19 protein-coding genes are annotated in these 22,181 nt (G+C 55.6%); 13 read left to right on the forward strand and 6 right to left on the reverse strand.

Going from position 1 to position 22,181, the window contains the following annotated elements; translation table 11 throughout:
- The first annotated feature begins 7 nt into the window (after positions 1-7).
- Positions 8-118 carry a GpE family phage tail protein gene (locus ACN0WX_RS10080; protein ID WP_417622440.1) on the forward strand — a complete coding sequence of 37 codons (111 nt, stop codon included), beginning with the start codon at positions 8-10 and terminating at the stop codon, positions 116-118.
- Entirely contained in the window at positions 102-1,460 is a 1,359-nt protein-coding gene (locus tag ACN0WX_RS10085; protein ID WP_417622184.1) for a hypothetical protein, read from the forward strand. Before ACN0WX_RS10080 ends, ACN0WX_RS10085 begins: the two co-directional genes overlap by 17 nt.
- A 457-nt stretch (positions 1,461-1,917) precedes the next feature.
- Here the strand turns inward: ACN0WX_RS10085 and ACN0WX_RS10090 are convergent, their stop codons facing one another.
- Positions 1,918-2,520, reverse strand: a complete 603-nt coding sequence (locus ACN0WX_RS10090) for a nitroreductase (protein WP_417622185.1) — start codon at positions 2,518-2,520, stop codon at positions 1,918-1,920.
- Positions 2,521-2,680: 160 nt separating this feature from the next.
- On the opposite strand from ACN0WX_RS10090, the gene ACN0WX_RS10095 reads away from it, so the two are divergent.
- The 3 genes from ACN0WX_RS10095 to ACN0WX_RS10105 are packed head-to-tail and all read left to right on the forward strand — an operon-like array spanning position 2,681 to position 6,980.
- A complete protein-coding gene (locus tag ACN0WX_RS10095; protein WP_417622186.1) occupies positions 2,681-4,270 on the forward strand; it encodes a peptide MFS transporter in 1,590 nt (529 codons plus the stop codon).
- Positions 4,271-4,287: 17 nt separating this feature from the next.
- A complete protein-coding gene (locus ACN0WX_RS10100) occupies positions 4,288-5,688 on the forward strand; it encodes an amidohydrolase (RefSeq protein WP_417622187.1) in 1,401 nt (466 codons plus the stop codon).
- Positions 5,685-6,980, forward strand: a complete 1,296-nt coding sequence (locus ACN0WX_RS10105) for an amidohydrolase family protein (RefSeq protein WP_417622188.1) — start codon at positions 5,685-5,687, stop codon at positions 6,978-6,980. The genes ACN0WX_RS10100 and ACN0WX_RS10105 overlap by 4 nt, the downstream gene beginning before the upstream one ends.
- Before the next feature lie 3 nt (positions 6,981-6,983).
- On the opposite strand, the gene ACN0WX_RS10110 is transcribed toward ACN0WX_RS10105, so the two are convergent.
- Both ACN0WX_RS10110 and ACN0WX_RS10115 read right to left on the reverse strand, forming a co-directional pair.
- Positions 6,984-7,976 (reverse strand): aldo/keto reductase, encoded by a 993-nt coding sequence (locus tag ACN0WX_RS10110; protein ID WP_417622189.1) that lies wholly within the window; start codon positions 7,974-7,976, stop codon positions 6,984-6,986.
- Positions 7,973-9,193, reverse strand: coding sequence for a dicarboxylate/amino acid:cation symporter (locus ACN0WX_RS10115; RefSeq protein WP_417622190.1), 1,221 nt, complete (start codon positions 9,191-9,193; stop codon positions 7,973-7,975). Before ACN0WX_RS10115 ends, ACN0WX_RS10110 begins: the two co-directional genes overlap by 4 nt.
- A 172-nt stretch (positions 9,194-9,365) precedes the next feature.
- Here ACN0WX_RS10115 and glmM point away from each other — a divergent pair, with 172 nt between their 5' ends.
- The 3 genes from glmM to ACN0WX_RS10130 all read left to right on the forward strand — a co-directional run bounded on the left by glmM (position 9,366) and on the right by ACN0WX_RS10130 (position 12,107).
- Positions 9,366-10,706: a phosphoglucosamine mutase gene (gene glmM, locus ACN0WX_RS10120; protein WP_417622191.1), complete on the forward strand. Its 1,341-nt coding sequence runs from the start codon at positions 9,366-9,368 to the stop codon at positions 10,704-10,706.
- Between the two features lie 82 nt (positions 10,707-10,788).
- On the forward strand, positions 10,789-11,553 hold the full coding sequence (gene thiD, locus ACN0WX_RS10125; RefSeq protein WP_417622441.1) for a bifunctional hydroxymethylpyrimidine kinase/phosphomethylpyrimidine kinase: 765 nt from the start codon (positions 10,789-10,791) through the stop codon (positions 11,551-11,553).
- The gene (locus ACN0WX_RS10130; RefSeq protein WP_417622192.1) at positions 11,550-12,107 is read left to right on the forward strand and encodes a ribonuclease HII; all 558 of its coding nucleotides are present in this window, start codon (positions 11,550-11,552) and stop codon (positions 12,105-12,107) included. The genes thiD and ACN0WX_RS10130 overlap by 4 nt, the downstream gene beginning before the upstream one ends.
- On the opposite strand, the gene ACN0WX_RS10135 is transcribed toward ACN0WX_RS10130, so the two are convergent.
- Positions 12,104-13,135: an acyl-CoA desaturase gene (locus ACN0WX_RS10135; RefSeq protein WP_417622193.1), complete on the reverse strand. Its 1,032-nt coding sequence runs from the start codon at positions 13,133-13,135 to the stop codon at positions 12,104-12,106. The genes ACN0WX_RS10130 and ACN0WX_RS10135 overlap by 4 nt on opposite strands.
- Positions 13,136-13,465: 330 nt before the next feature.
- Here ACN0WX_RS10135 and ACN0WX_RS10140 point away from each other — a divergent pair, with 330 nt between their 5' ends.
- From ACN0WX_RS10140 to ACN0WX_RS10150, 3 genes are all read left to right on the forward strand, one after another.
- Positions 13,466-14,605 carry a site-specific DNA-methyltransferase gene (locus ACN0WX_RS10140; protein ID WP_417622194.1) on the forward strand — a complete coding sequence of 380 codons (1,140 nt, stop codon included), beginning with the start codon at positions 13,466-13,468 and terminating at the stop codon, positions 14,603-14,605.
- 1 nt (position 14,606) lies between these two features.
- Complete coding sequence (gene folP, locus ACN0WX_RS10145) at positions 14,607-15,743, forward strand: dihydropteroate synthase (protein WP_417622195.1); 1,137 nt, start codon at positions 14,607-14,609, stop codon at positions 15,741-15,743.
- Positions 15,744-16,037: 294 nt separating this feature from the next.
- Positions 16,038-17,147 (forward strand): hypothetical protein, encoded by a 1,110-nt coding sequence (locus tag ACN0WX_RS10150; protein ID WP_417622196.1) that lies wholly within the window; start codon positions 16,038-16,040, stop codon positions 17,145-17,147.
- 166 nt (positions 17,148-17,313) lie between these two features.
- Here ACN0WX_RS10150 and asd read toward each other — a convergent pair whose 3' ends face one another.
- Both asd and ACN0WX_RS10160 read right to left on the reverse strand, forming a co-directional pair.
- Positions 17,314-18,168, reverse strand: coding sequence for an archaetidylserine decarboxylase (gene asd / locus ACN0WX_RS10155; RefSeq protein ID WP_417622197.1), 855 nt, complete (start codon positions 18,166-18,168; stop codon positions 17,314-17,316).
- 21 nt (positions 18,169-18,189) lie between these two features.
- Positions 18,190-19,431, reverse strand: a complete 1,242-nt coding sequence (locus ACN0WX_RS10160) for a threonine ammonia-lyase (RefSeq protein ID WP_417622198.1) — start codon at positions 19,429-19,431, stop codon at positions 18,190-18,192.
- A gap of 75 nt (positions 19,432-19,506) precedes the next feature.
- On the opposite strand from ACN0WX_RS10160, the gene ACN0WX_RS10165 reads away from it, so the two are divergent.
- Together ACN0WX_RS10165 and ACN0WX_RS10170 are read left to right on the forward strand one after the other, a co-directional pair.
- Positions 19,507-20,379, forward strand: coding sequence for an NAD(P)-dependent oxidoreductase (locus tag ACN0WX_RS10165; protein WP_417622199.1), 873 nt, complete (start codon positions 19,507-19,509; stop codon positions 20,377-20,379).
- A 15-nt stretch (positions 20,380-20,394) separates the two neighbouring features.
- The gene (locus ACN0WX_RS10170; protein ID WP_417622200.1) at positions 20,395-22,062 is read left to right on the forward strand and encodes an amidohydrolase; all 1,668 of its coding nucleotides are present in this window, start codon (positions 20,395-20,397) and stop codon (positions 22,060-22,062) included.
- Positions 22,063-22,181 lie beyond the last annotated feature (119 nt).

Here is a 22,181-nt window from a genome sequence, read left to right on the forward strand (position 1 = left end):
CGGCGATATTGCCGCGACTTTCCATTTTCCGCCAAACCAGCTTTGGGAAATGAATTCAGCCGATATTGACTATTGGCACGAGCAAGCGAGACGAATAGCGGATGGCACTGAAACTTAGCTTGGTATTGAAAGCAATCGACCAAATGAGCGCGCCTACAAAAAAGGCAGCTGGCTCGGTTTCCGGCTTGGGCAAAGTGTCGGACAATACTAGCGGAAAGCTCTCAAATTTAACTCGAAGTGTCAACAAATCCAGCCGGGCAGTCAGGCTTTTCAAAGTGCTGGTAAAGCGTCCTTCGACATTCGTTGTGCGTGGAAAAATAGATGAAGGTCGGTTGATTAAACAAGCTGAGAGAGTTGGCAAATTCACCGGCAAGGTGATCGGGGCTGGCATCAAAATTGGCCTGGCTGCAATCACCGCGATTCCTGTTTTATTTGCAGGTTTGGTGAGATCAGTAATCAAAACAGGCGTGGAACTGGACAAAGGGTTCGGAACAAAATTCAAAAGCCTGACGTCCAAACTGTCTAGCCAATGGTCCGGATTTCTTCTCAAAATTGGCCAATCCGGCGTTTTCGATTTCGTGATTGCGAAGCTGGAGCAACTAACGAATTGGATCGACAAGCTAAAGACAAACGGCAAGCTGGATGAATGGGCGAAGCAGATCGGGGATAGCATGGTTTCCATGGGTGAATGGATTGCCGACATAAAGTGGGATGAGGTAGGTTCGCAGCTCGTGAAAATCGCGAGTGGCTTGGCAGCGGTGGCAACGGTATTGGGCAAGGTCAATTTTGGGACGGTAATTGATATCGCTGTGGTTGCGATCATCGGCAAAATCAGTCTTGGCCTTTACGGTCTCGCCACGGCTTTGGGTGTGGTTTCAATCGCCGGTGCACCAATATGGGCGGTAGTTGCCGTGATCGCTACGGTAGCGGCTGGCGCTTACCTCCTCTATCGAAATTGGGATAAGATCAGTGCTTGGTTTGGCGGCTTGTGGAAGGGTTTTAGCGACAAGGTCAAGGGCGGCGTCGATGCGATTTTGAGCCATCTAAGAGGCATGTGGGAAGACGCTAAGAGGGTGTTTTCCGATGGTGTATCGGCAATATGGAACATGTTGCCTGGTTGGATGCGTAAAGTCCTCAATGGCGGCACGTTCAGCTTCCGTGTTTTGGGAAATCTATTTTCCGGCCAATCGGTCAGTAAATCAGTCAGCAATGCCGCTCGCGATTCCGGATTAACGGGCACGAAAAAAGCAGCTCCATTGGCGCGGAAATTTGCACCCGCTGCAAATAACAATTCAAAGCTCTTATCCATGCGTGGCTCGAAAACCAGCGTTGGAGGGAAAATAGAAGTCGATATCCGCACGGATCTCGGAACGACAGCCAAGGTCAAGCGAGTGAAGGCTACGAATGACGATGTATCTTTAGCTGTTACATTGGGAAGGTCGCTTGGATTTGCGGGTTAGAGATTGTCGAAGTGTTTTTCCTTCACTTCGGCTTTTGCTCAGCAGGCGGCGTTCGGGCCGGACATGTTGAGGCGGTGCGCCTTGTGTCGAAGTGGGGCCATCGCGACGGGATGATTGGTGGGTGGTTTCGCGATATTCCACCTGCCAATCATTTCCCGAAAATTCAGTTTCGCTAGCTTTGTTGTTGGGGCTGGTGGAAGTGCAGGGGATTGATCCCATAGTCTCCTGCGCTCGGTGTCTCTCTGCAAAGCGACACCGACAGAGGATGATTGGCAGGTAGTTTTACATGGGCGACCTGCCAATCATTTTTCGAAAATTTCGATAAAAATTCCAAATTCAATGGGTCTCTTAATTAGCTTTCATCCCGCGATATCCCACCCAATACCACGTTATCCCGGCGACAAAGTCTAACGGTAACGACAGAACGTAAGGTTATATCTATTGATAATGAAACGATCTATTCTGTCGCAGGCGGGGTCCAGCGGGATAATATGTCGCGCAGTGCCGGGCGCGGCCGTTCGACTGGTTCCGCAGTACAGGTGCCGAAATAGAAGAAGCCGGCAATTTTTTCCGGCGCTGCGCCGAACAGGTCGCGGACATCGTCGTTGAAAGCGGGCCAACCGGTAATCCAGCCGCCGACAAAACCCATGGCATGGGCCGCATGCAGCATGTTCATCGCAAAAGCGCCGCAGCTCAGTTCCTGTTCCCACAGCGGGATTTTGGTCGATTCCACCGGTGAAGACAGCAGCACGAGCAGGGTCGGTGCGAAGCAGGCCATGGATTCCAGAGACTCCATTTCCATCCGCCCGGCATCCGGCCGCTCTTTCAGATAGGCGGCATGAATGCCCTGCGCGAGCCGTGAGCGCTGGTCGTCACCAACAGAGATCACGCGCCAGGGAGCGAGCTTGCCATGATCCGGTGTGCGCAGGGCGATCGAAACAATTTCCTCGATCTGTGCATCGCTGGGGCCGGGGGCCACCATATCACGCGGCCGTCCGGAACGGCGGGAAGGCAAATAGGCGGCAAGGCTGCTCAAGTCGTTAAATTGTTTTTCCGTCATCCTGACCACTTCGGAAGAGACGGGGCCGATTGCAAGCAGATTTGTCGATAAACCGGTCTCGCTTGTAACAATCTGCTTCACTTGCGCACTTTTTTCATTAGGGTGCGATGCAATCGGGCTGCATTTGACAGCCCACACCAGTTTATCGGGGAGTTAGTATATGTCGGGTGGATACGCAGAATCGGGTGATGCGAGAGGAACGTTCCTCGGTCATCCCAAGGGGCTTTTTGTTCTGTTTTTTGCCGAAATGTGGGAGCGTTTCTCTTATTATGGCATGCGGGCCTTGCTCATTTTCTATCTCGTCCAGCACTGGATGTTCTCGGACAGCGAAGCGGGTATTATCTACGGTGCCTATACTGCCCTGGTCTATATTACGCCGGTGATTGGCGGCTATCTGGCGGACCGTTATCTGGGGCAGCGAAAAGCAGTTGCTTTTGGCGCATTGCTGCTGACCTTCGGCCATTTCCTGATGGCTTTCGAAGGAGAAGGCGCCGGACAAGCCGATCCTGCGATCAGTATTTTCTGGCTTGCGCTGGCATTCATCATCGTCGGATCAGGCTTTTTGAAGGCCAATATTTCGGTCATTGTCGGACAGCTCTACTCCCGCACCGATATCCGCCGTGATCCAGCCTATACGATCTTCTACATGGGCATTAATCTCGGTGCAGCGCTCGGAGCCATTATTGCCGGCTGGCTGGGCCAGACCTATGGCTGGTCCTACGGCTTTGGTGCCGCTGGTCTGGGCATGTTGCTCGGACTGATCGTGTTTATCTGGGGCAAGCCGCTGCTCGTTGGTCGTGGCGAATCCAGTGATCCGCAGCGTCTCGAAAGCAAGATCGGCGGCATCAAATTTGAATGGGTGCTGTACATTCTCAGCTTTGCCACGGTCGGCCTCGTTTGGGTGCTGATCCAGTATCAGGCACTGGTCGGCTCGTTGCTTGGAATAGCAGGCGCGATCCTGGTGATCTACGTGTTGTACACCGCTGTAGCAAAACTCGCCCCGCAGGACCGGGACCGGATTTTTGCCGCGATGTTCCTGATTTTCGGCTCCATTCTCTTCTGGGCCTTGTTCGAGCAGGCGGGGTCCTCGTTGAACCTCTTCACCGACCGCAGCGTTGACCGGAATATCTTCGGCATCGAGGTGCCGGCTTCCGTGTTCCAGTCGATCAACGCCATCTATATTGTGCTGCTGGCTCCCCTGTTTGCATTGCTCTGGACCATGTTGGGGCGCAGGGGGCTGGAGCCGTCGGCGCCGGCGAAATTCGGCTTGGGCCTGATCCAGCTTGGTGCCGGTTTTCTGGTTCTCGTTGCCGGTGCCTTGGCCGCGGGAACAGGAAATTTGACTCCGGTGATTTTCATCTTCCTGATCTATCTCTTGCACACAACAGGCGAACTTTGCCTGTCGCCTGTCGGGTTGAGCGCTATGAACCGTCTGGCCCCCGCTCATATGGCAAGTCTGATCATGGGAACCTGGTTTTTCGCATCCGCGACGGGCAATTTTGCCGCTGGACTGATCGCTTCTGCCGTTGGTGCGGAAGGTGCTGGTCCAGAACGCGTGCTGGAAGTCTATTCAACGGTTGGCTGGGTAGCCGTAGGCGTTGGTGTAGGGGTGATCGTGATTTCACCGCTCGTCAAAAAGCTGATGCACCTAGATACGCTTGAAGACGAAAATATCGGCGACGATCTGGAAGGTCAGTCAGAATTTGGCGATCCAGGTGCTGCTGGTATCCATCCAACAATCAAGTCATAATAGATAAGGGGCTTTCTATGAAATTTCGGGCTTTGCTGGCGCTACTGGCTGGCGGAACGCTGATGGCCGGATGCGCGGCTACAGCAGCGGATACAAAGTCGGCTAGCGCTGCAACGCCCGTCAAATCGAGCAAGCCTGCCACGGCGCCATTTCCGTCAACCTACAAAGCCTATCCGTCGGTTCCGACAGCGATCACCGGCGTGACCATCTTCGACGGGGAAGGCGGACGGATCGATAATGGTATAGTGTTTATTGCGGATGGCAAAATCACGTCTGTCGGCGGCGGGGACACCGCAATTCCGACCGATGCCACGATCATTGACGGCACCGGCAAATATGTCACGCCGGGCATTATTGATGTGCACAGCCATCTTGGCGACTATCCGACGCCCAGCGTGTCGGCGCATAGCGATGGCAATGAAGCGACTTCACCGGTGACGCCGGAAGTCTGGGCAGAGCATAGTGTCTGGCCGCAGGATCCCGGCTTTTCCCGGGCGATGGCCAATGGCGGGATCACCGCGCTGCAAATCCTTCCCGGTTCGGCCAATCTTTTCGGTGGTCGTTCGGTGACGCTGAAAAACGTCCCCGCACGGACGGTACAGGCAATGAAATTCCCCGGCGCGCCTTATGGCATGAAAATGGCCTGCGGCGAGAATCCCAAGCGGGTCTATGGCAGCCGCAATCGCATGCCATCGACCCGCATGGGCAATCTGGCTGTCAACCGGCAGACATGGATCGACGCCCAGGAATATCGCAGCAAGATGAATGACGCCAAGCCGCCGAAACGTGACCTTGGCAAGGAAACGCTGGCCGGTGTCCTCAACGGGGAAATACTGGTCCACAATCATTGCTACCGTGCCGATGAACTCGCCCAGATCATCGATATGTCGAAGGAATTCGGCTATAAGGTGACGGCGTTCCATCATGCGGTCGAAAGTTACAAGATCGCCGACATATTGGCAGAAGAAGGCATATGTTCGGCGGTCTGGGCAGACTGGTGGGGCTTCAAGATGGAAGCCTATGACGCGATACCCGAAAATGCCGCGCTGCTCCAGAAAGCCGGTGCGTGCGTGATCATTCACAGCGATGACGAGAACCAGATTCAGCGGCTCAACCAGGAAGCGGCCAAGGCGCTTGCCGATGGCCGGGCGATGGGGATCGAGATCAGCGACGCGCAGGCGATCCGCTGGATAACCCTCAACCCGGCAAAAGCCATGGGCATTGATGCAATGACCGGCAGCCTGAAGCCCGGCAAGATGGCGGATATGGTGCTGTGGAACGGCAACCCGCTCAGCGTCTACTCGCGGCCCGACAAGGTCTGGATCGATGGCGCGCTGATGTTTGACAGTGGCGATGCAAGTCGTCGTCCGGTGAGTGATTTCGAGCTTGGCCAGCCTGGTGAAGGAGATGTGAAATGAATCGCTTCGCTATATTGCTCGCCTCCGCAGCGGCCCTGATCACAGCCCCTCTGTCCGCACAGACAACCGCCATAACCGGCGGCAGGGTCGTGATCGGCGATGGCAGCGCGCCAATTGAAGGCGGTACGGTGCTGATCCGTGGTGACCGGGTTGTCGCTGCCGGCACCAACGTAACAATCCCTGCAGATGCGCGGCGCATCGATGCGACCGGAAAATGGGTCACACCGGGTATTTTTGCCGGGTTCAGCCGGATTGGCCTGGTCGAGGTCGGTGCGGTTTCACAGACGAATGACGAGAACGCCAGTGGTTCGCCCTTTTCGGCCGCGCTGGACGTGCAATATGCGGTCAATCCGTTCGCGTCTCCGATTGCGGTGAACCGCGCGGCGGGCGTCACGCGTGCGGTTGTCTCTCCGAGCACTTCCAGTTCGATTTTCGGCGGATATGGCGCGATCGTTGATTTGGGGCAGGACGAGGATCCGATCACCAAAGCGCGCGCGTTCCAGTTTGTCGAACTGGGTGAAACCGGCCACAGCCGGGCAGGGGGGAGCCGGTCTGCCTCCCACATTTATTTTCGGGCGCTGCTCAATGAAGCGCAGACCTATGCGCGGAATCCGGCGGCCTTCGACAGTGATCTGTTAAAGGCATCGGATGCCAAGGCGCTTTTGCCGGTCATCAACGGCACCACGAAACTTCTCGTCCATGTCGAAAGCGCCAATGACATTCTGAAGGTACTTGATCTGCGCAAGGACTTCCCGGGGTTGAAGCTGGTTTTGGTCGGGGCCAACGAAGGCTGGCGTGTCGCCGAACATATTGCTTCCGCGCATGTGCCTGTGCTGGCCTCCGCACTCAGCGATCTACCTTATGGTTTCGAGGATCTGGCAGCGACCCAGTCGAACATCGGCCGGATGAAAGATGCGGGCGTAAAAGTTGCAATCGGCATGATTAATGACCGTGACGCGCATCAGCTGCGTTACTCCGTGCAATATGCCGGCAATCTTGTCGCGCTTACCAAAGTGCCTCGTGCGACCGGGCTGACCTGGGATGAGGCTTTCGCCGCGATCAGTTCTGTGCCTGCGGAGATAATGGATATGGGCGGACAATTGGGTTCTCTCAAAACCGGCCGCCAGGCGGATGTCGTTATCTGGACGGGTGATCCGCTCGAGCTTTCCACACAAGTCGACCAAGTCATTATCGACGGCGTCGAGCAGTCTCTTGGCAACCGACAAATGCGTCTTCGGGATCGGTACAGCAATCCGGCACCTGGAGCCTTGCCCAAGGCTTATGATCGCTAGCGTTTAAAGGCGGACCATCGACATCAAGCTCTCGCCATAGCGAAGCCCGGCGGTACCGCCAATCGGTGCCGCTGCTTCCAGTTCGTCGAGATCTGCTTCGGTCAGTGTGATATCGACCGCTGCCATGCTGTCTTCCAGCGTCGCTCGTCTTTTGGAGCCGGGGATGGGGACGATGAAGTCGCCCTGCGCCAGCAGCCAGGCCAGCGCAATTTGGGCGGGCGAGCAGTGATGCCGGCCAGCGACTGTTTCCACCGCGTCGACCAGTTTCATATTCAGGGCAAAATTCTCTTCTGAATAGCGAGGGTCGTTGCGGCGATAATCATCTGCGGGAAGATCGTCGCGGCTTTTGATTTGACCGGTCAGAAACCCCCGGCCCAGGGGGCTGTAAGGCACAAAGCCGATATCGAGATCCTGGCAGACAGGAAGAATTTCCTCCTCGACGTCGCGTTCCCAAAGGGAATATTCCGACTGCAGGGCAGCGATTGGATGTGTTGCGTGGGCCTTTTTAAGCGTTTCGGCTCCGGCTTCCGACAGCCCGAGATAGCGCACCTTGCCCTCCGCCACGAGATCGGCCATCGCGCCGACCGTCTCTTCGATCGGGACATTGGGATCGACACGGTGCTGGTAGAAAAGATCGATGGTATCCACGCCGAGCCTTTGCAGGGATCCTTCGCAGGCGCGGCGCACATTGGCTGGACTGGAGTCCACGCCTGTCATCTTTCCGTCCTTGAACGAGAAACCGAATTTGGTGGCGATGATCAGACGCTCACGGCGCCCGCGGATCGCCCGACCAAGCAATTCCTCATTGATGAACGGCCCATAGATTTCAGCGGTGTCGAAAAAGGTGACGCCCAGTTCGATTGCGCGGTCAATGGTTGCGAGGCTTTCGGCCATGTTGGCTTTGCCATACATGTCTTTGCCAACTCCTGCCATCGGCATGCAGCCGAGGCCAAGCGCGGAAACTTCCAGTTCGCTACCCAGTTTGCGATACTTCATGTCATATCTCCTTCCCGTCTGGCGATCGTCGCCGTCACGCTCATATCCGCGCTGACATTAGCCACGGTGCGCATAATATCAGGAAAAGTTTCAATCGCCAAAAGCAATACCAATGGTTCTATCGGGATACCCATGGCGATGCATATCGGTGCAATTGACGTGATGAAGCTGATTGATCCGGGAAGGCTGACAGCTCCCATCGTGGTGATCGCCGCTACCGCCACGCCGATGGCCAGAACGCCGATCGATAGCTCGATATCAAGCAGATGGGCGACATAAATGGCGACAGCGAGATTCATGCAGGGCCCGGTCGCGCGGAACAGGGCGACAGCGATGGGAAGGACAACATCAGCCGAGCGTTCACCCACACCCATGGCTTTGACGCCGTTAACCATGGCAGGCAGCGATGCAAGCGAACTTTGGGTTGAAATTGCCACCGCCTGGGCGCGCGCTGATGCCTTGAAAAAGGCGACAGGGCTTCGCTTTGCTCCAAGATAGGTCAGGACGTAGCTGAATATCCAGATCACCGCGCCGACGCTGCTGACGATCAGAACATAATGTAACAACGCGCCGAAGGCTGCCAGCCCTGCTTTCGCGCCAACCCCGAGGGCGAGGGCAAAGACACCTAGCGGGGCCAGCGCCAAAACCCACTGGATAAGGATCAACAGCGCATCGGCCAAAGCTTTGAAGAAATGATCCAGAATCAATTTCTGGCTATCCGGCAGACGGGTGATGGCAAAGGCGAAGGCCAGTGCGAAAATCATCAGCGGCAGCACCGCATCTTCGGCCGCAGCGGCAATTGCATTGGTCGGTATGAGTGCCCGCAGGAATTCGCTGAACGGGGGGACGTCTCCCGGTGGTTCCGCAGCGCCGAGCGCGGATTGCAACGCAGCTGCCGCATCACCATTGAGCGGGAAAACCTCCAATAGCAGGGGTGTCACCAAAGCCGCCATGGCCGATGAACACCAGAGAAAGATGATCATGAATAATAGCGCGCGCGCCGTCATCCGTCCGGCGCGGGCCATGGACGCTGCCTTGCCGATCCCCACGATCAGCAAGGTAAAAACCAGCGGGATAACCGTCATCCGCAAGGCATTGAGCCACATATTGCCCACGACATCGGCGGCGATGACCAGCGTTTCGCTTTTTGTGCCGATGAACAGCCCGATCAGGATGCCAAGAACCAGAGCAAGAAGTATGATCAGCGCTTTTTTCAAAATTTCGCCCCTTGGCTTGCGGTACTCGGACCATCAACCACGGCCACCGGGTTCTGGCAAGGCATGATTACTTGTAAATTTTGCCAGTCGCTTCATTCCCGCTTGGTCTCAAGTCGATCCATCGGCTAGAGACTTGCCCATGGGGCGCGACCATATTGAGATTTAGGTGAGTATGACAAAGAAATTTTTTGGAACCGACGGTATACGCGGCCTGACCAATACCCATCCCATGACGGCTGAAATTGCCATGAAAGTCGGACAGGCTGCCGGTCGCCATTTCATGCGAGGAAATCACAAGCATCGCGTCGTGATCGGCAAGGACACCCGGCTCTCGGGCTATATGATGGAAAATGCGCTGGTTGCGGGGTTTACCAGTGTCGGGATGGATGTGGTCCAGGTTGGTCCGATGCCTACTCCTGCGGTCGCCTTGCTCACGCGGTCGATGCGCGCTGATCTCGGGGTGATGATCTCAGCCAGCCACAACCCCTATCAGGACAATGGCATAAAGCTATTTGGTCCGGATGGTTTCAAATTGTCGGACGAAGATGAATTCACGATTGAAGCCTATCTGGAAGAGGATGTCACGCTGGCACCAGCGGCGGATATCGGCAGGGCCAAAAGATTTGAAGATGCTCGCGGCCGTTATATCCATGCCGTAAAAATGTCTTTGCCCGAGCATATCAGGCTGGATGGCCTGAAGATCGTCTGTGACTGTGCCAATGGCGCGGCATATCAAGTTGCACCCTCGGCTTTTTGGGAACTGGGTGCAGAAGTCGTCACGCTTGGAGTTACCCCGGACGGATTGAATATCAACAGCAAATGCGGTTCCACGGATGTTGTGGCATTGCAGGAAACGGTGCTCGCTTCCGGGGCTCATATCGGTATCGCTCTGGACGGGGATGCCGACCGGCTGATCGTTGTCGATGAGAAGGGGCAGGTTGTGGATGGCGATCAGCTGATGGCGCTAATCGGTTCAAGCTGGAACCGGCAAGGCCTGTTGCGCGGTGGAGGTATAGTCGCCACGGTGATGTCCAATCTGGGACTTGAGCGATTTCTTCAGTCGCAGGATCTGAATCTTGTGCGGGCAAAAGTCGGGGATCGCTATGTGCTCGAAGAGATGAAAAAGGGCGGTTATAATGTCGGTGGCGAGCAATCGGGCCATATGATCATGCTCGACCACGGTACCACTGGCGATGGCACGGTGGCGGCATTGCAGGTGCTGGGCGAACTGGTTGAAAGCGGCAAAGCGGCAAGCGAATTATTGCATCTATTTGATCCGGTACCGCAATTGCTCAAGAACGTGCGCTACAGCAGCGGTCAGCCGCTTGAGAGTGAAAAGGTCAAGGCTGTCATCGCGGAAGCCGAGAAGGAGCTTGATGGTTCCGGTCGTCTTGTGATCCGTAAATCGGGCACCGAACCCCTTATCCGGGTGATGGCGGAAGGGGACGATGATGATCAGGTCCATGCGGTAGTCGACCGGATTTGTGCGGTAGTTGAGGAGGTTGCTGGCTGATGCTGGATATGCGTCCCGATTGTGAAAGCTGTGGCAAGGGTTTGCCCGCTGACCAGGTCGGGCCGCCGTTCCTGTGACCGAAATTTGTCCGCGGATATTGTCGATTGCCGGTTCGGATAGCGGTGGCGGCGCTGGTATTCAGGCGGATGTCAAAACCATCACGATGCTGGGTGGCCATGCGATGACCGCGATTACCGCGATCACTGCGCAGAATACGACGGGTGTCCAATCTGTCCATCAGATCCCCACCAAAATGATCCTTGAGCAGATTGAATCGGTGGTCAGCGATATTGGCGTTGATGCGGTGAAGATTGGTATGATCGGCAGTGCGGAAGCGGCACGGGCAGTTGCGGATTATCTGGCACCGCTCAGCATAGCGATTGTGTTCGATCCAGTGATGATTGCGACCAGCGGTAGCAGGCTGGCGGATACCGACACAATTGCGGCCTTCGGCGAGTTGATGAATGTTGCATCGGTCGTCACACCCAATTTACCGGAACTGGAAGCCTTGGGCGGCAAGGACCGGATATTGAGCCACGGCTGTCATCTTGTTGTCAAGGGCGGGCACGGAGACGATTCTGTTGTCGTAGACGAGTTATATTCCCCCGCCGGCCTGATAAGGCGGATCGAAGGCAAGAAAATCGACACCAGCGACACCCATGGTACCGGATGCACATTTGCCAGCGCACTCGCGTTCGGGCTTGGCGTCGGACTCGACTCGGTCACCGCCTTTGAACAGGCCATTTCCTTCACGCGCATCGCCATTTTGGAAGCACCCGGTCTTGGTCAAGGCAGCGGTCCGTTGGGGCATCAGTTTGTTACCGACTTTCGGGATGAAAAACGATGATCGCCGGGGTTGATGAAGCGGGCAGGGGACCGCTTGCCGGTCCCGTGGTGGCGGCTGCCGTCATCCTGCCCGATGGTCACGCTATCAAAGGGCTAGACGACAGCAAGAAGCTGACCGCCGCAAGGCGCGCGCGGCTGGAAAGCGAAATATTGGATTGTACCCGCTTTTCCGTCGCCCAATGCTCCGAAGTGGAGATTGATGATATCAACATATTGCAGGCGACCATGCTCGCAATGACCCGCGCGGTAGAAGGTCTGGATGCAACGCCTAACCATGTGCTGGTCGATGGCAACCGCTTGCCTCGCTGGCCCTATTCAGCGGAAGCGGTGATCGGCGGGGATGCGATCCATCCCTGTATTTCGGCCGCGTCGATATTGGCCAAGGAATATCGCGACCGGTTGATGATCGAAGCGGCGACGCTTTACCCGGAATATGGGTGGGAGCGGAACAAGGGCTATGGCACGGCCGAACATATGGCGGCGCTCAGGAAATATGGACCAACGCCGCTGCACCGGAAGAGCTTCGCGCCCGTCGCTCAGCTCGCGTTGCTTTAGGCTTCCGCGTTTGCCGGCTTTGGCGCGATCTTGCGTTTGGCCAAGACCCATTCGCCATCGTCATTCTTGATATATTTGGGTTGCCGGGTGACATTCCACACCAGCCCCATTTTCTCGAGCAGCAGCAGGACATAGCCGGCGATGTCGATTTCCCACCAGGCCATGCCCTGGAAGCTGGCGCGCGGATGTTTGTGGTGATTGTTGTGCCAGCCTTCGCCGAAGGTCAGCAGCGAGAAGAGAAAGCTATTCTTGGCCGTGCCGACGCCCTTGGTGTGGCGCTGTGACCCGACCACATGGGCGTAGCTGGAAATGCCCAGAGTGATCTGCAAGACGACGAATGTGCGGAAATAGCCGCCGATCAGGATCGTGCCGATCACATGGTCCCAGCCGCCGAAGACGAGACCCCAGACTCCGGGAAAGATGATCAGCGAGAAAACCAGCCAGAACCAGCGGGTCTTGTGCAGCCACAGCACGACTTCATTGTCAGCAAGGCCCTTGCCATAGATGCTCATGTCGGTGACGCAATCGTCCATGAACCAGCCGAAATGAGAGTGGAACATGCCTTTCAGCTTGCTGGTCGGCTTGCCCTTGCCATCAAGCCATGGGCTGTGGACGTCGCCAATTTCATCGCTATGGGCATGGTGACGCCGGTGATCAGCAGCCCAGCGCAGCACCGAGGACTGGATCGACATTTGTGCCATTGCACCGAGAATATATTGCATCGGTACCGAAGTTTCGAAGGATTTGTGCGAATAATAGCGGTGGAAGCCGAGTACGATTCCGAGCATCAGGATGATATAGCCGACGATAAAGGCCGACCATTCGACCCAGCCCGTATCATAGGTGAACATCCACCATATCGCAGCGATCGATCCGAATATCTTCGAGCCGAACACGATTGCATATTCCTTGCGCTTCTCGCGCCCGGCTGCGCCGCCGACGATAACGCCGGGATGAGGGCGCGGTTCATCGCTCTCCTGAGAGATGCCATATTCATGCTGATATTTATCGCGAAAATTGCGCGCCATATGTTCACCGACCCCCGGATTTTACGCTTTGGAGCTTTGCTGTTGTCCCAGTCCATAGCCTGATGACGAGTTTTTGGGAACCAAAATTGATTTTGTTCGATTTTCTGAAAATCAGAAAATAAATTTCGCAACAGAGTCTTTTCCGTCACACCACTAGGGATTGAGTCTGGCTTGGCGCGCGTGACTCCATATCTGGTGGCGGACTCGTTTCGTTCTTCCGTGGCAGGCGTTGTTAACCATAAAGATACGGCTTTAACCTATGTTAACGGCCTTGACCCGCCGGCGCTTCGGACTCACCGTGAGCGCGAATTAAAAAGGGATTGAAGGTTCATGGGGATTATCGAGCGCATAAAGGCGCCAGAAACACGTACTGCAACACGCACCGCGAAAAAGGCTGTCGAACTGCCATTGGGTCAGATATTGAAGATGGATTGTATCGAAGCGATGGCATCGCTTCCGGATGCATCTGTCGATATGGTGTTTGCCGACCCGCCCTATAATCTGCAGCTTGGCGGTGATCTTTATCGCCCTGAAGGCGGGCAGGTGGATGCTGTGGATGATGCCTGGGATCATTTTGACAGCTTTGCCGCTTATGATGCCTTCACCCGCGCATGGCTCGCCGAAGCGCGGCGCATTCTCAAGCCCGATGGCTCGCTTTGGGTCATTGGCAGCTACCATAATATTTTCCGGGTCGGCGCTTCGCTGCAGGATCTTGGTTACTGGATCCTCAACGACATCATCTGGCGCAAGGCCAATCCGATGCCGAATTTCAAGGGAACGCGCTTCACCAATGCGCACGAAACCCTGATCTGGGCATCGAAGTCAGAAAAGGCGAAATATACGTTCAACTATCGCGCGATGAAGAATCTCAATGATGAGCTGCAGATGCGCAGCGACTGGGTGATGCCGATTTGCGGCGGCCAGGAACGGCTGAAACGCAATGGCAGCAAGGCGCATCCGACCCAGAAACCCGAAGCTTTGCTCTACCGCATCATGCTGGCGACGACCAATCCCGGTGATGTTGTGCTCGACCCGTTTTTCGGCACCGGCACGACCGGAGCGGTTGCCAAGCGCCTTGGCCGTGAATGGATCGGTTGTGAAAAAGAAGACAGCTATTGTGAAGTGGCGGAACAGCGTATTGCCGAAGCCCTGCCGCTCGACGAAAGTTCGTTGAAGACCATGCAGTCACCGAAATCCAAGCCGCGAGTTGCCTTCGGCACGCTGGTGGAAACCGGCTATCTGAAACCGGGTGACGAATTGTGCAGCAAGAACCGGAAATATAAGGTGAAAGTACGCGCCGACGGTTCCATAATGTGGGATGGACAGGAAGGTTCGATCCACAAAATTGGCGCAACCGTACAGGATGCACCGAGCTGTAATGGCTGGACCTACTGGCACTATGATGATGGCAAGGCGCTGAAGCCGATCGACAATCTGCGGCAGACCTATCTACTGGCCACAGAACCTTAAAATGGCCCAGCCATTGGAAGGATTGGAAACATGTGGAGCGGATTCAAAACTCTATTTGAAGCCGGTTGGGTTTGTCGACAGTCCGCAATGGCACGAATCTAAAAATAAGCGATTAAACAATAGTTTAATCTGGTTTTCTCAGATTGAATATTCGATATTTGAGGTGGGAAAACCAAATCGCAGAGGGTTGGTCAACATAACGCAATGGCCCGAATGGTCACAAGCCTTGCCTGCGCCTATGGCGGAGCGGGCAGCGGCTTTATTCGCCAATCTGACTCGCCGTCATGAAGCATTGCAATGCGGCGAGCGCATGCTCCGGTTCGACCAGCCGCATGTCATGGGCATTCTCAATATCACCCCCGACAGCTTTTCCGACGGCGGCAAGCTTCAGGACGACCCGGATAAGGCAGCCGAAGCGGGGCTGGCAATGGCCACGTCCGGTGCGTCGATCCTCGATATCGGCGGTGAAAGCACTCGTCCGGGAGCGGATACGGTGTGGGAAGGCGACGAGATCAAGCGCGTGGTGCCGGTGATTGAAAGGCTCGCCCATTGCGGCGCGGTGCTGTCCATCGACACGCGCAAGGCCGCGGTGATGGAAGCGGCGATCGCGGCAGGCGCGCATCTGATCAATGATGTCTCGGCCTTGCTGCACGACAAGAGATCTCTCGAAGTGGCCGGCGTGTCCGGTCTCCCGGTGGTATTGATGCACGCGCCATCCAGCGGCAAGGACCCGCACAAGGGCGAGGGCTATGGCAATATCGTCACCCATACGCTCGACTGGCTGGAGCAGCGGGTCGCCGAGGTGGTCGCTGCCGGCTTCGAGCGGGACAAGATCATCATCGATCCCGGTCTCGGCTTCGGCAAGTCGCTGACCGATAACCTCGCCCTGATGAACAATATCGCAATGTTCCACGCGCTCGGCCAGCCGTTGCTAATTGGCGCAAGCCGTAAACGGATGATCGGGGCCTTGTCCAGAGAAGCCCCGGTTGACCAGCGCCTGGGTGGTTCCATCGCCTTTGCGCATCATGCTATACAGCAAGGCGCGCAAGTCGTGCGGGTGCATGATGTACCGGAAACGGTGCAGGCGTTACAGGTGTGGCGCGGCATGCGCGATGCGGGGGTGACCGCGCCCGTCTAGACTGGACTCCGCAATATCCGGAAAGCGGACAGCGGCCGTGGTTTTGTCGGATCGCGGCAATTGGGTGGTAAGCGGACTTATAACCCGGCCATGAGGAAGCACAGCAACGTCTCGGAAGCAGACGCTTATCTGTTCGCCCTCATCGAACGCTATGGTGACGACGAGCTGCAAATAGCCTTCGAAAAATCCATCGTTTGGAAAGTTTGAAGCTCGTGACATGCATCACGGGCCGGATGATCTTTCAAAGGTTATGAACTTGCCCACAAAATACGTAAACAATGGGAGGTCTAGGTCATGAAGAATAAGTTGAAACAAGGAGAGAGAGCGATACGAAGCATAGTGGTTATTGGTTGTACGTCTTTGGTGGCAGGCTGTGCAGGAAATCCACCAATGACATTTCACTACAATCATGCTCGATCTTCAGCGAGCATGCAATTGGATGCTCGTGTTGCCTGTAAAACTAAGAATGACGGCAGCAAAGAACCTATTGTTGTATTTGGATTCAAACCTGATTCAAAAGCTGAAGCAAACCCGGCGGCTAAAACAGGTGAGTTTGATACATCAAAATTAAGCAGCCAATTCAGCAATAGTGATGTTCACGTCCAGTATTTTGCAGACGGTCGATTGAAGGGCATAAATACTAAAACAACTGGTCAAGGAAGTAAAATTATTGAAGCTGCCGTGTCACTTGCGGCTACAATAGGAGGGGCACCCCTATTGACATCTGGGGCGATTGTTCCGACTTATGATGCGACAAAAATCTGCACTTATGTTGATGCAAATGCTGACCAAAAAACAAAACTGCTAACGCTTAAATACACTGCCCATTTCTATCCAAATTCTGCTCAGTTGGGTACGCCTATGATCGCCGATCTGGCAACGCAGAGCCATCTTTCCCAAGAGATTGAATTGAACAATTTTATGGGTAAGTTTGATTTTTCTGTTACCCCATCCGCAAGCGCGCCAGCATTGGCCACATCCCCCGATGAAACTAAAGGTTATTCCTCATTACCTTTGTATCAACCTAGTCCAGCAATAATGGAGCTGACTCGTACGATCAATGTAACCAACGCGGGAACTGCTGACACCAAAGACGATGTCTTGTGGACCGGAAATGGTCAGTTTGGTCAGTTTGGTACCTACTATGAATTATTAGTGCCCAACGCAGCGACATTTGGCGCACGGACATTTGCTCTGGAATTGTATGATTCTGGCGCTTTGAAATCAGTCAAATATACGGATGAAAGTGGTCTGAAAGATACGTTGGGTTCCGGCAAGCAGGTTTTTGATCTTGTCGACGGCCAGTCTTTGGAAGAAAAAACCAAAGCCCTCAATGCAGAATTGGACTATCGCAAGGCATTGGAACGGCTCGCACAATGCGAAGCCGACCCGAGTAAATGCTAGCTTAATCACCGACCGCAATTGGGGCGGAAGCGGAAGTTCCTGAAAAGTGAGCCCGAGGTCTGCTTTGCCGATATTGCAGACTAAATGCTGACATTCCCGAGACAACTCTGAACTAACCGTTCGCACGAGCGCTCGGCTGAGCGCAACGTCGACCAATCGATAAACTTCAAAAACCGGGACGATTGCCCATTGTCTCGCCGAGACGCACCGATCTCTCCGGTGCCCAGTCGGCTGAGAAAGCGATGGTGTCCGGCCGGAACAGCATGACGACCGTAGAGCCGAGCAGGAATCGGCCCATCTCCTCGCCCTTTTTGAGCGCAATATTCTGGTCCGCATAGGTCCACTGCCTAATCTTGTTGGCGGGCTTTGGCTTGACGACGCCGTGCCAGACCGTTGCCATGCTGCCGACGATGGTCGCACCGACCAGAACCATCGCGAACGTGCCATGTTCAGGTGATTCAAACACACATATCACCCGCTCGTTGCGCGCGAAAAGATTAGGCACGCCGCGCGCCGTAGCGGGATTAACCGAAAACAGCGCGCCTGGCACGTAGGTCATGCTTTCAAGCCTGCCGTCACAAGGCATATGGATGCGATGATAATCCTTGGGCGACAGATAGACATTGGCAAAGCTGCCGTTCCGAAATTCTGCTGCCAGCGCTGTATCGCCGCCCAGCAACGCGGTTGTCGTAAACAAATGGCCCTTTGCCTGCAGGATATGGTGGTCATCAATGGCACCAAGCTGACTGATCGCACCATCCACCGGGCAGGCAAAATCCGCTTTCGTGATCGGTCGCGCACCGGCCTTGAGCGGACGGGTGAAGAAGGCGTTGAAGCTGTTATAGCTGGCGATGTCCGGATTGCGGGCCTCGCTCATATCGACCGCATATTTGCCGACAAACCAGCGTATCAGCCGGGTCGTCAGCGCGCCCTGTTCCGCTTCGGCAATGCGGCCGGCAAGGGCGGTAAGGCCCCGTTTTGGAAGTATGTACTGGGACGCGACTTTCAAACGTTCGAACAATTTTTCACCCGCATCAGTTGTTCAATCGGCCAATTCAACCTGCCGAACATCATAGCCCGCCTTGTTGAGATCGGCGATCAGGCCTTCCAGCTGTTCCTTGTCCTTCGCCTCGCATTCGATATCGGTGATCAGGCCCTTCGCGGGTAGGTTGGTGAACACCCGCTGGTGATAGACCTCGATGATATTGACGTCATGCTCGGCAAATTGCTTCACGACATTGTACAGCGCACCCGGCTGATCGCGCAGATGCAGGCGCAGACGCGCGAGGCGGCCCGAGCGGGCGAGGTCGCGTAGCAGGACATTGGCGAGCAGGCGGGTGTCGATATTGCCGCCACACAGCACCAGGCCGACTTTTTCGCCTGCGAATTTTTCCTTGTTCCCGAGCAATGCTGCAAGACCGGCTGCACCCGCGCCTTCGACGACGGTTTTCTCAATCTGCAACAGCAGGCTGACCGCGCCTTCCAGCTGGGCTTCGCTGACCAGCAGAATCTCATCGACATGTTTCTGGATGATCGCCGCGGTAAATTCGGAAGGATTGCGCACCGCAATGCCTTCGGCGAGCGTATCGCCACCGGCCTCGACAGTTTGGCCGGTGAGCTTTCCGTACATGCTGGGATAGAGTGCGGCCTGCACGCCGGTCATCTTGATTCCTGGTTTGATGACACTGGCAGCCGTCGCCATGCCGGAGAATAATCCGCCGCCGCCGATCGGTATGATCAACCGGTCCAGATCGGGAACGGCTTCGAGCATCTCGATCGCCACCGTGCCTTGACCGGCTGCAACATGCGGATCATCAAAAGCATGGATATAGGTCAGCCCCCGCTGTTCGGCGAGCGACAGGGCATGCGCGTAAGCCTCGTCATAATTGCCGCCGAAAATAACGATTTCTGCGCCATGGCCACGGGTCTGTTCGACCTTCACCATCGGCGTGGTGCTTGGCATGACGATGGTGGCCGGGATGCCCAGATTCTTGGCGTTATAGGCAAGGCCCTGCGCGTGGTTCCCTGCTGATGCCGCGATCACACCCGCCTTGCGCTTGCTCTCGTCCATAAGCAGCAGCGCGTTGAGCGCACCGCGTTCCTTATAGGCAGCAGTGAACTGCAAATTCTCGAATTTGAGATAGACTTCTGCGCCACTTAGCTCTGACAGGGTAATGCTCTTCAGAGTCGGCGTATGGACGACACGGCCCTTGATCCGTTCGTGTGCCGCTTTCACATCGTCAAAGTCGAAGGAGGGGTGGGGCGGGGTCTGGATGTCTTTCATATTGCCAGAGCCCCTAACGCATCTGGCCATAGAGGGAAACAATGATTATGGCCGCTCAAGAGGTTAGAGGAATTTATGGCGAAAATTGCATTTATCGGGATTGGCGTGATGGGTGGACCCATAGCGGGGCATCTGGCCAAAGCGGGGCACGAGTTGACCGTGTATAACCGGACCAGAGCGAAGGCCGATGCCTGGGTAGCGGAACATGGTGGAGCGGTGGCCGAAAATCCCGCGGCGGCAGCGAAGGGCAATCAGATCGTGATTAGCTGTGTCGGCAATGACGATGATCTCGCGTCTGTCACGATGGGACGCGACGGGGCTTTCTCGACCATGTCTCCGGGCTCTTTGTTTATCGACCATACGACAGTGTCCGCGCGGATCGCCCGACAGTTGTCGGTTGAAGCCGAGGGGCGCAATATCCAGGTCGTTGATGCGCCGGTGTCTGGCGGTCAGGCCGGAGCAGAAAATGGCCGCTTGTCGATCATGTGCGGCGGCAGCAAGGAAGCCTTTGCCGCGGCCGAGCTGATCATGGCGGCCTATGCCGGACGGATTGTTCATGTCGGGCGCACCGGCGCGGGACAGACCACCAAAATGTGCAATCAAATTGCGATAGCCGGGGTTCTGGAAGGATTGTCCGAGGCGCTGCGCTTCGCGCAAGCCAGCCAGCTTGATCTGGATAAAGTCCACGAAGCAATTTCCGGCGGGGCGGCGCAAAGCTGGCAGATGGACAATCGCTGGGCGACGATGGCGCAGGATAAATTTGATTTTGGCTTTGCGGTCGACTGGATGCGCAAGGATCTGGGGCTGGCGATTGAGGAGGCCCGAACCAATGGTGCGACCATTCCGGTTGCCGCTCTGGTTGATCAATTTTATGCAGAAGTGCAGGCTGCAGGTGGCGGACGGGATGACACCAGTTCCCTGGTTTCCCGACTGCCAAAAAGAAAATAATCAAAGGCAAATGATATGAGCGGTCGGCTGAAAAACTACGGCATGACATTATGCGCGATTGCGGGTGCGGTTTTTCTATCTCCCGATGTGGCCCATGCCGACAGTCTTATCGACAATGTTAACGGCATGACCCTCGACAGCGAGGGCAGGGTCATTCGCTTTGCCGCGATGGTTGTTGATGATGACGGCAAAGTTAAACAATTGCTGGACCGGCGAGACAAACGCCCCAAAGATCTGGATTTCCAGTTTGATGGCAAGGGCAAGACACTCATTCCGGGATTTTTTGACGCTCATGGTCATGTCATGGGCCTTGGTTTTTCTGCCCTGACACTGGATCTGTCCGGCACGCGGTCCTTGTCAGACGCTCTTGCCAAGATTGCGCAATATGCAGCGGACAACCCGAACCGGCAGTGGATCATCGGCAATGGCTGGAACCAGGAAGCCTGGGGCCTGGGGCGTTTTCCAACGGCGGCGGAGCTTGACGCGGTTGTTCCGGATCGTCCTGTTCATCTCTCCCGGGTCGACGGGCATGCCGTCTGGGTCAATGGTGCGGCGATGAAGGCAGCCGGGATTACGGCTGCGACCAGATCGCCCGGCGGCGGTGCAATAGAAAAGGTGGGCGGCAAGCCGACCGGGATATTTGTCGACGCAGCGGCAGGTCTGTTCAACAATGCCATTCCCGCGCCGAGACCGGTGGAGAATGATCTGGCGTTTCGCAAGGCCCAGGAAATATTGTTGGCCAATGGCGTGACGTCGATTGCGGATATGGGAACCACGATGCAGGATTGGCAGAGTTTTCGCCGGGCCGGCGATGTGGGGCAGCTCAAAATCCGGATCATTTCCTATGCCGGAGGAATTGATGATATGATCGCCATCGCCGGCCCCGGCCCGTCGCCGTGGTTATATAATGACCATCTCCGTTTGGCGGGGGTGAAACTATATATCGATGGCGCTCTTGGATCCCGCGGAGCGCTGTTGAAGCAACCCTATGCGGACAAGCCCGGGGAAAGCGGACTGGCGATGCTGAGTTCGGCGCAGCTCAAGAACAAGATGAGCCGCGCGGCAATGGACGGTTTCCAGACCGCCGTCCATGCGATTGGAGACCGGGCAAATGACGAAATTCTGTCAGCCATCGAAGAATTGCAATATACTTATAAAGGCGACCGTCGATGGCGGGTAGAGCACGCGCAGATTCTTGATCCTGCCGATATCAGCCGGTTCGCGGCGTCCGGAACGATTGCTTCAATGCAGCCGGTGCATCAGGCTTCGGACCGGCTGATGGCGGAAGCGCGTCTGGGGCCGGATCGTTTGCACGGCGCTTATGCCTGGAAATCGCTGCTTGATTCGGGGGCAAAGCTGGCATTTGGTACCGATGTTCCTGTGGAATCGTCGGACCCGTTCGCCGGTCTTGCCACCGCCATCACACGTGAAGATGCATCGGGCGAGCCTTTCGGCGGTTGGCGACCTGAAGAGCGACTGGGCCGGCAACAGGCCTGGCAAGCATATACCGTTGGTGCTGCCTATGCGGCATTTGCGGATGATCGCCTTGGAAGTCTGGAGCCGGGGAAAAGGGCAGATTTTTTGCTCATTGATCAGGATATTCTGCTTGCGACGCCTGCGCAAATCAGAAATCTGCGCGTATTGGAGACGTGGGTGGCTGGCAAACCAGTGTTCGTCCGTTAATAGTAAAATCATGTTTAAGTGGCTTGGAAACGGGGCAGTTTAAATTGCTTTTGTCCGTTTGCCGGTTGCGAAAAATCACAAATTGCGATAGATAGCAGTTGAAGGGATAAAAATAATAA

This window comes from Parasphingorhabdus sp., from assembly GCF_048269915.1.
Taxonomy (GTDB): domain Bacteria; phylum Pseudomonadota; class Alphaproteobacteria; order Sphingomonadales; family Sphingomonadaceae; genus Parasphingorhabdus.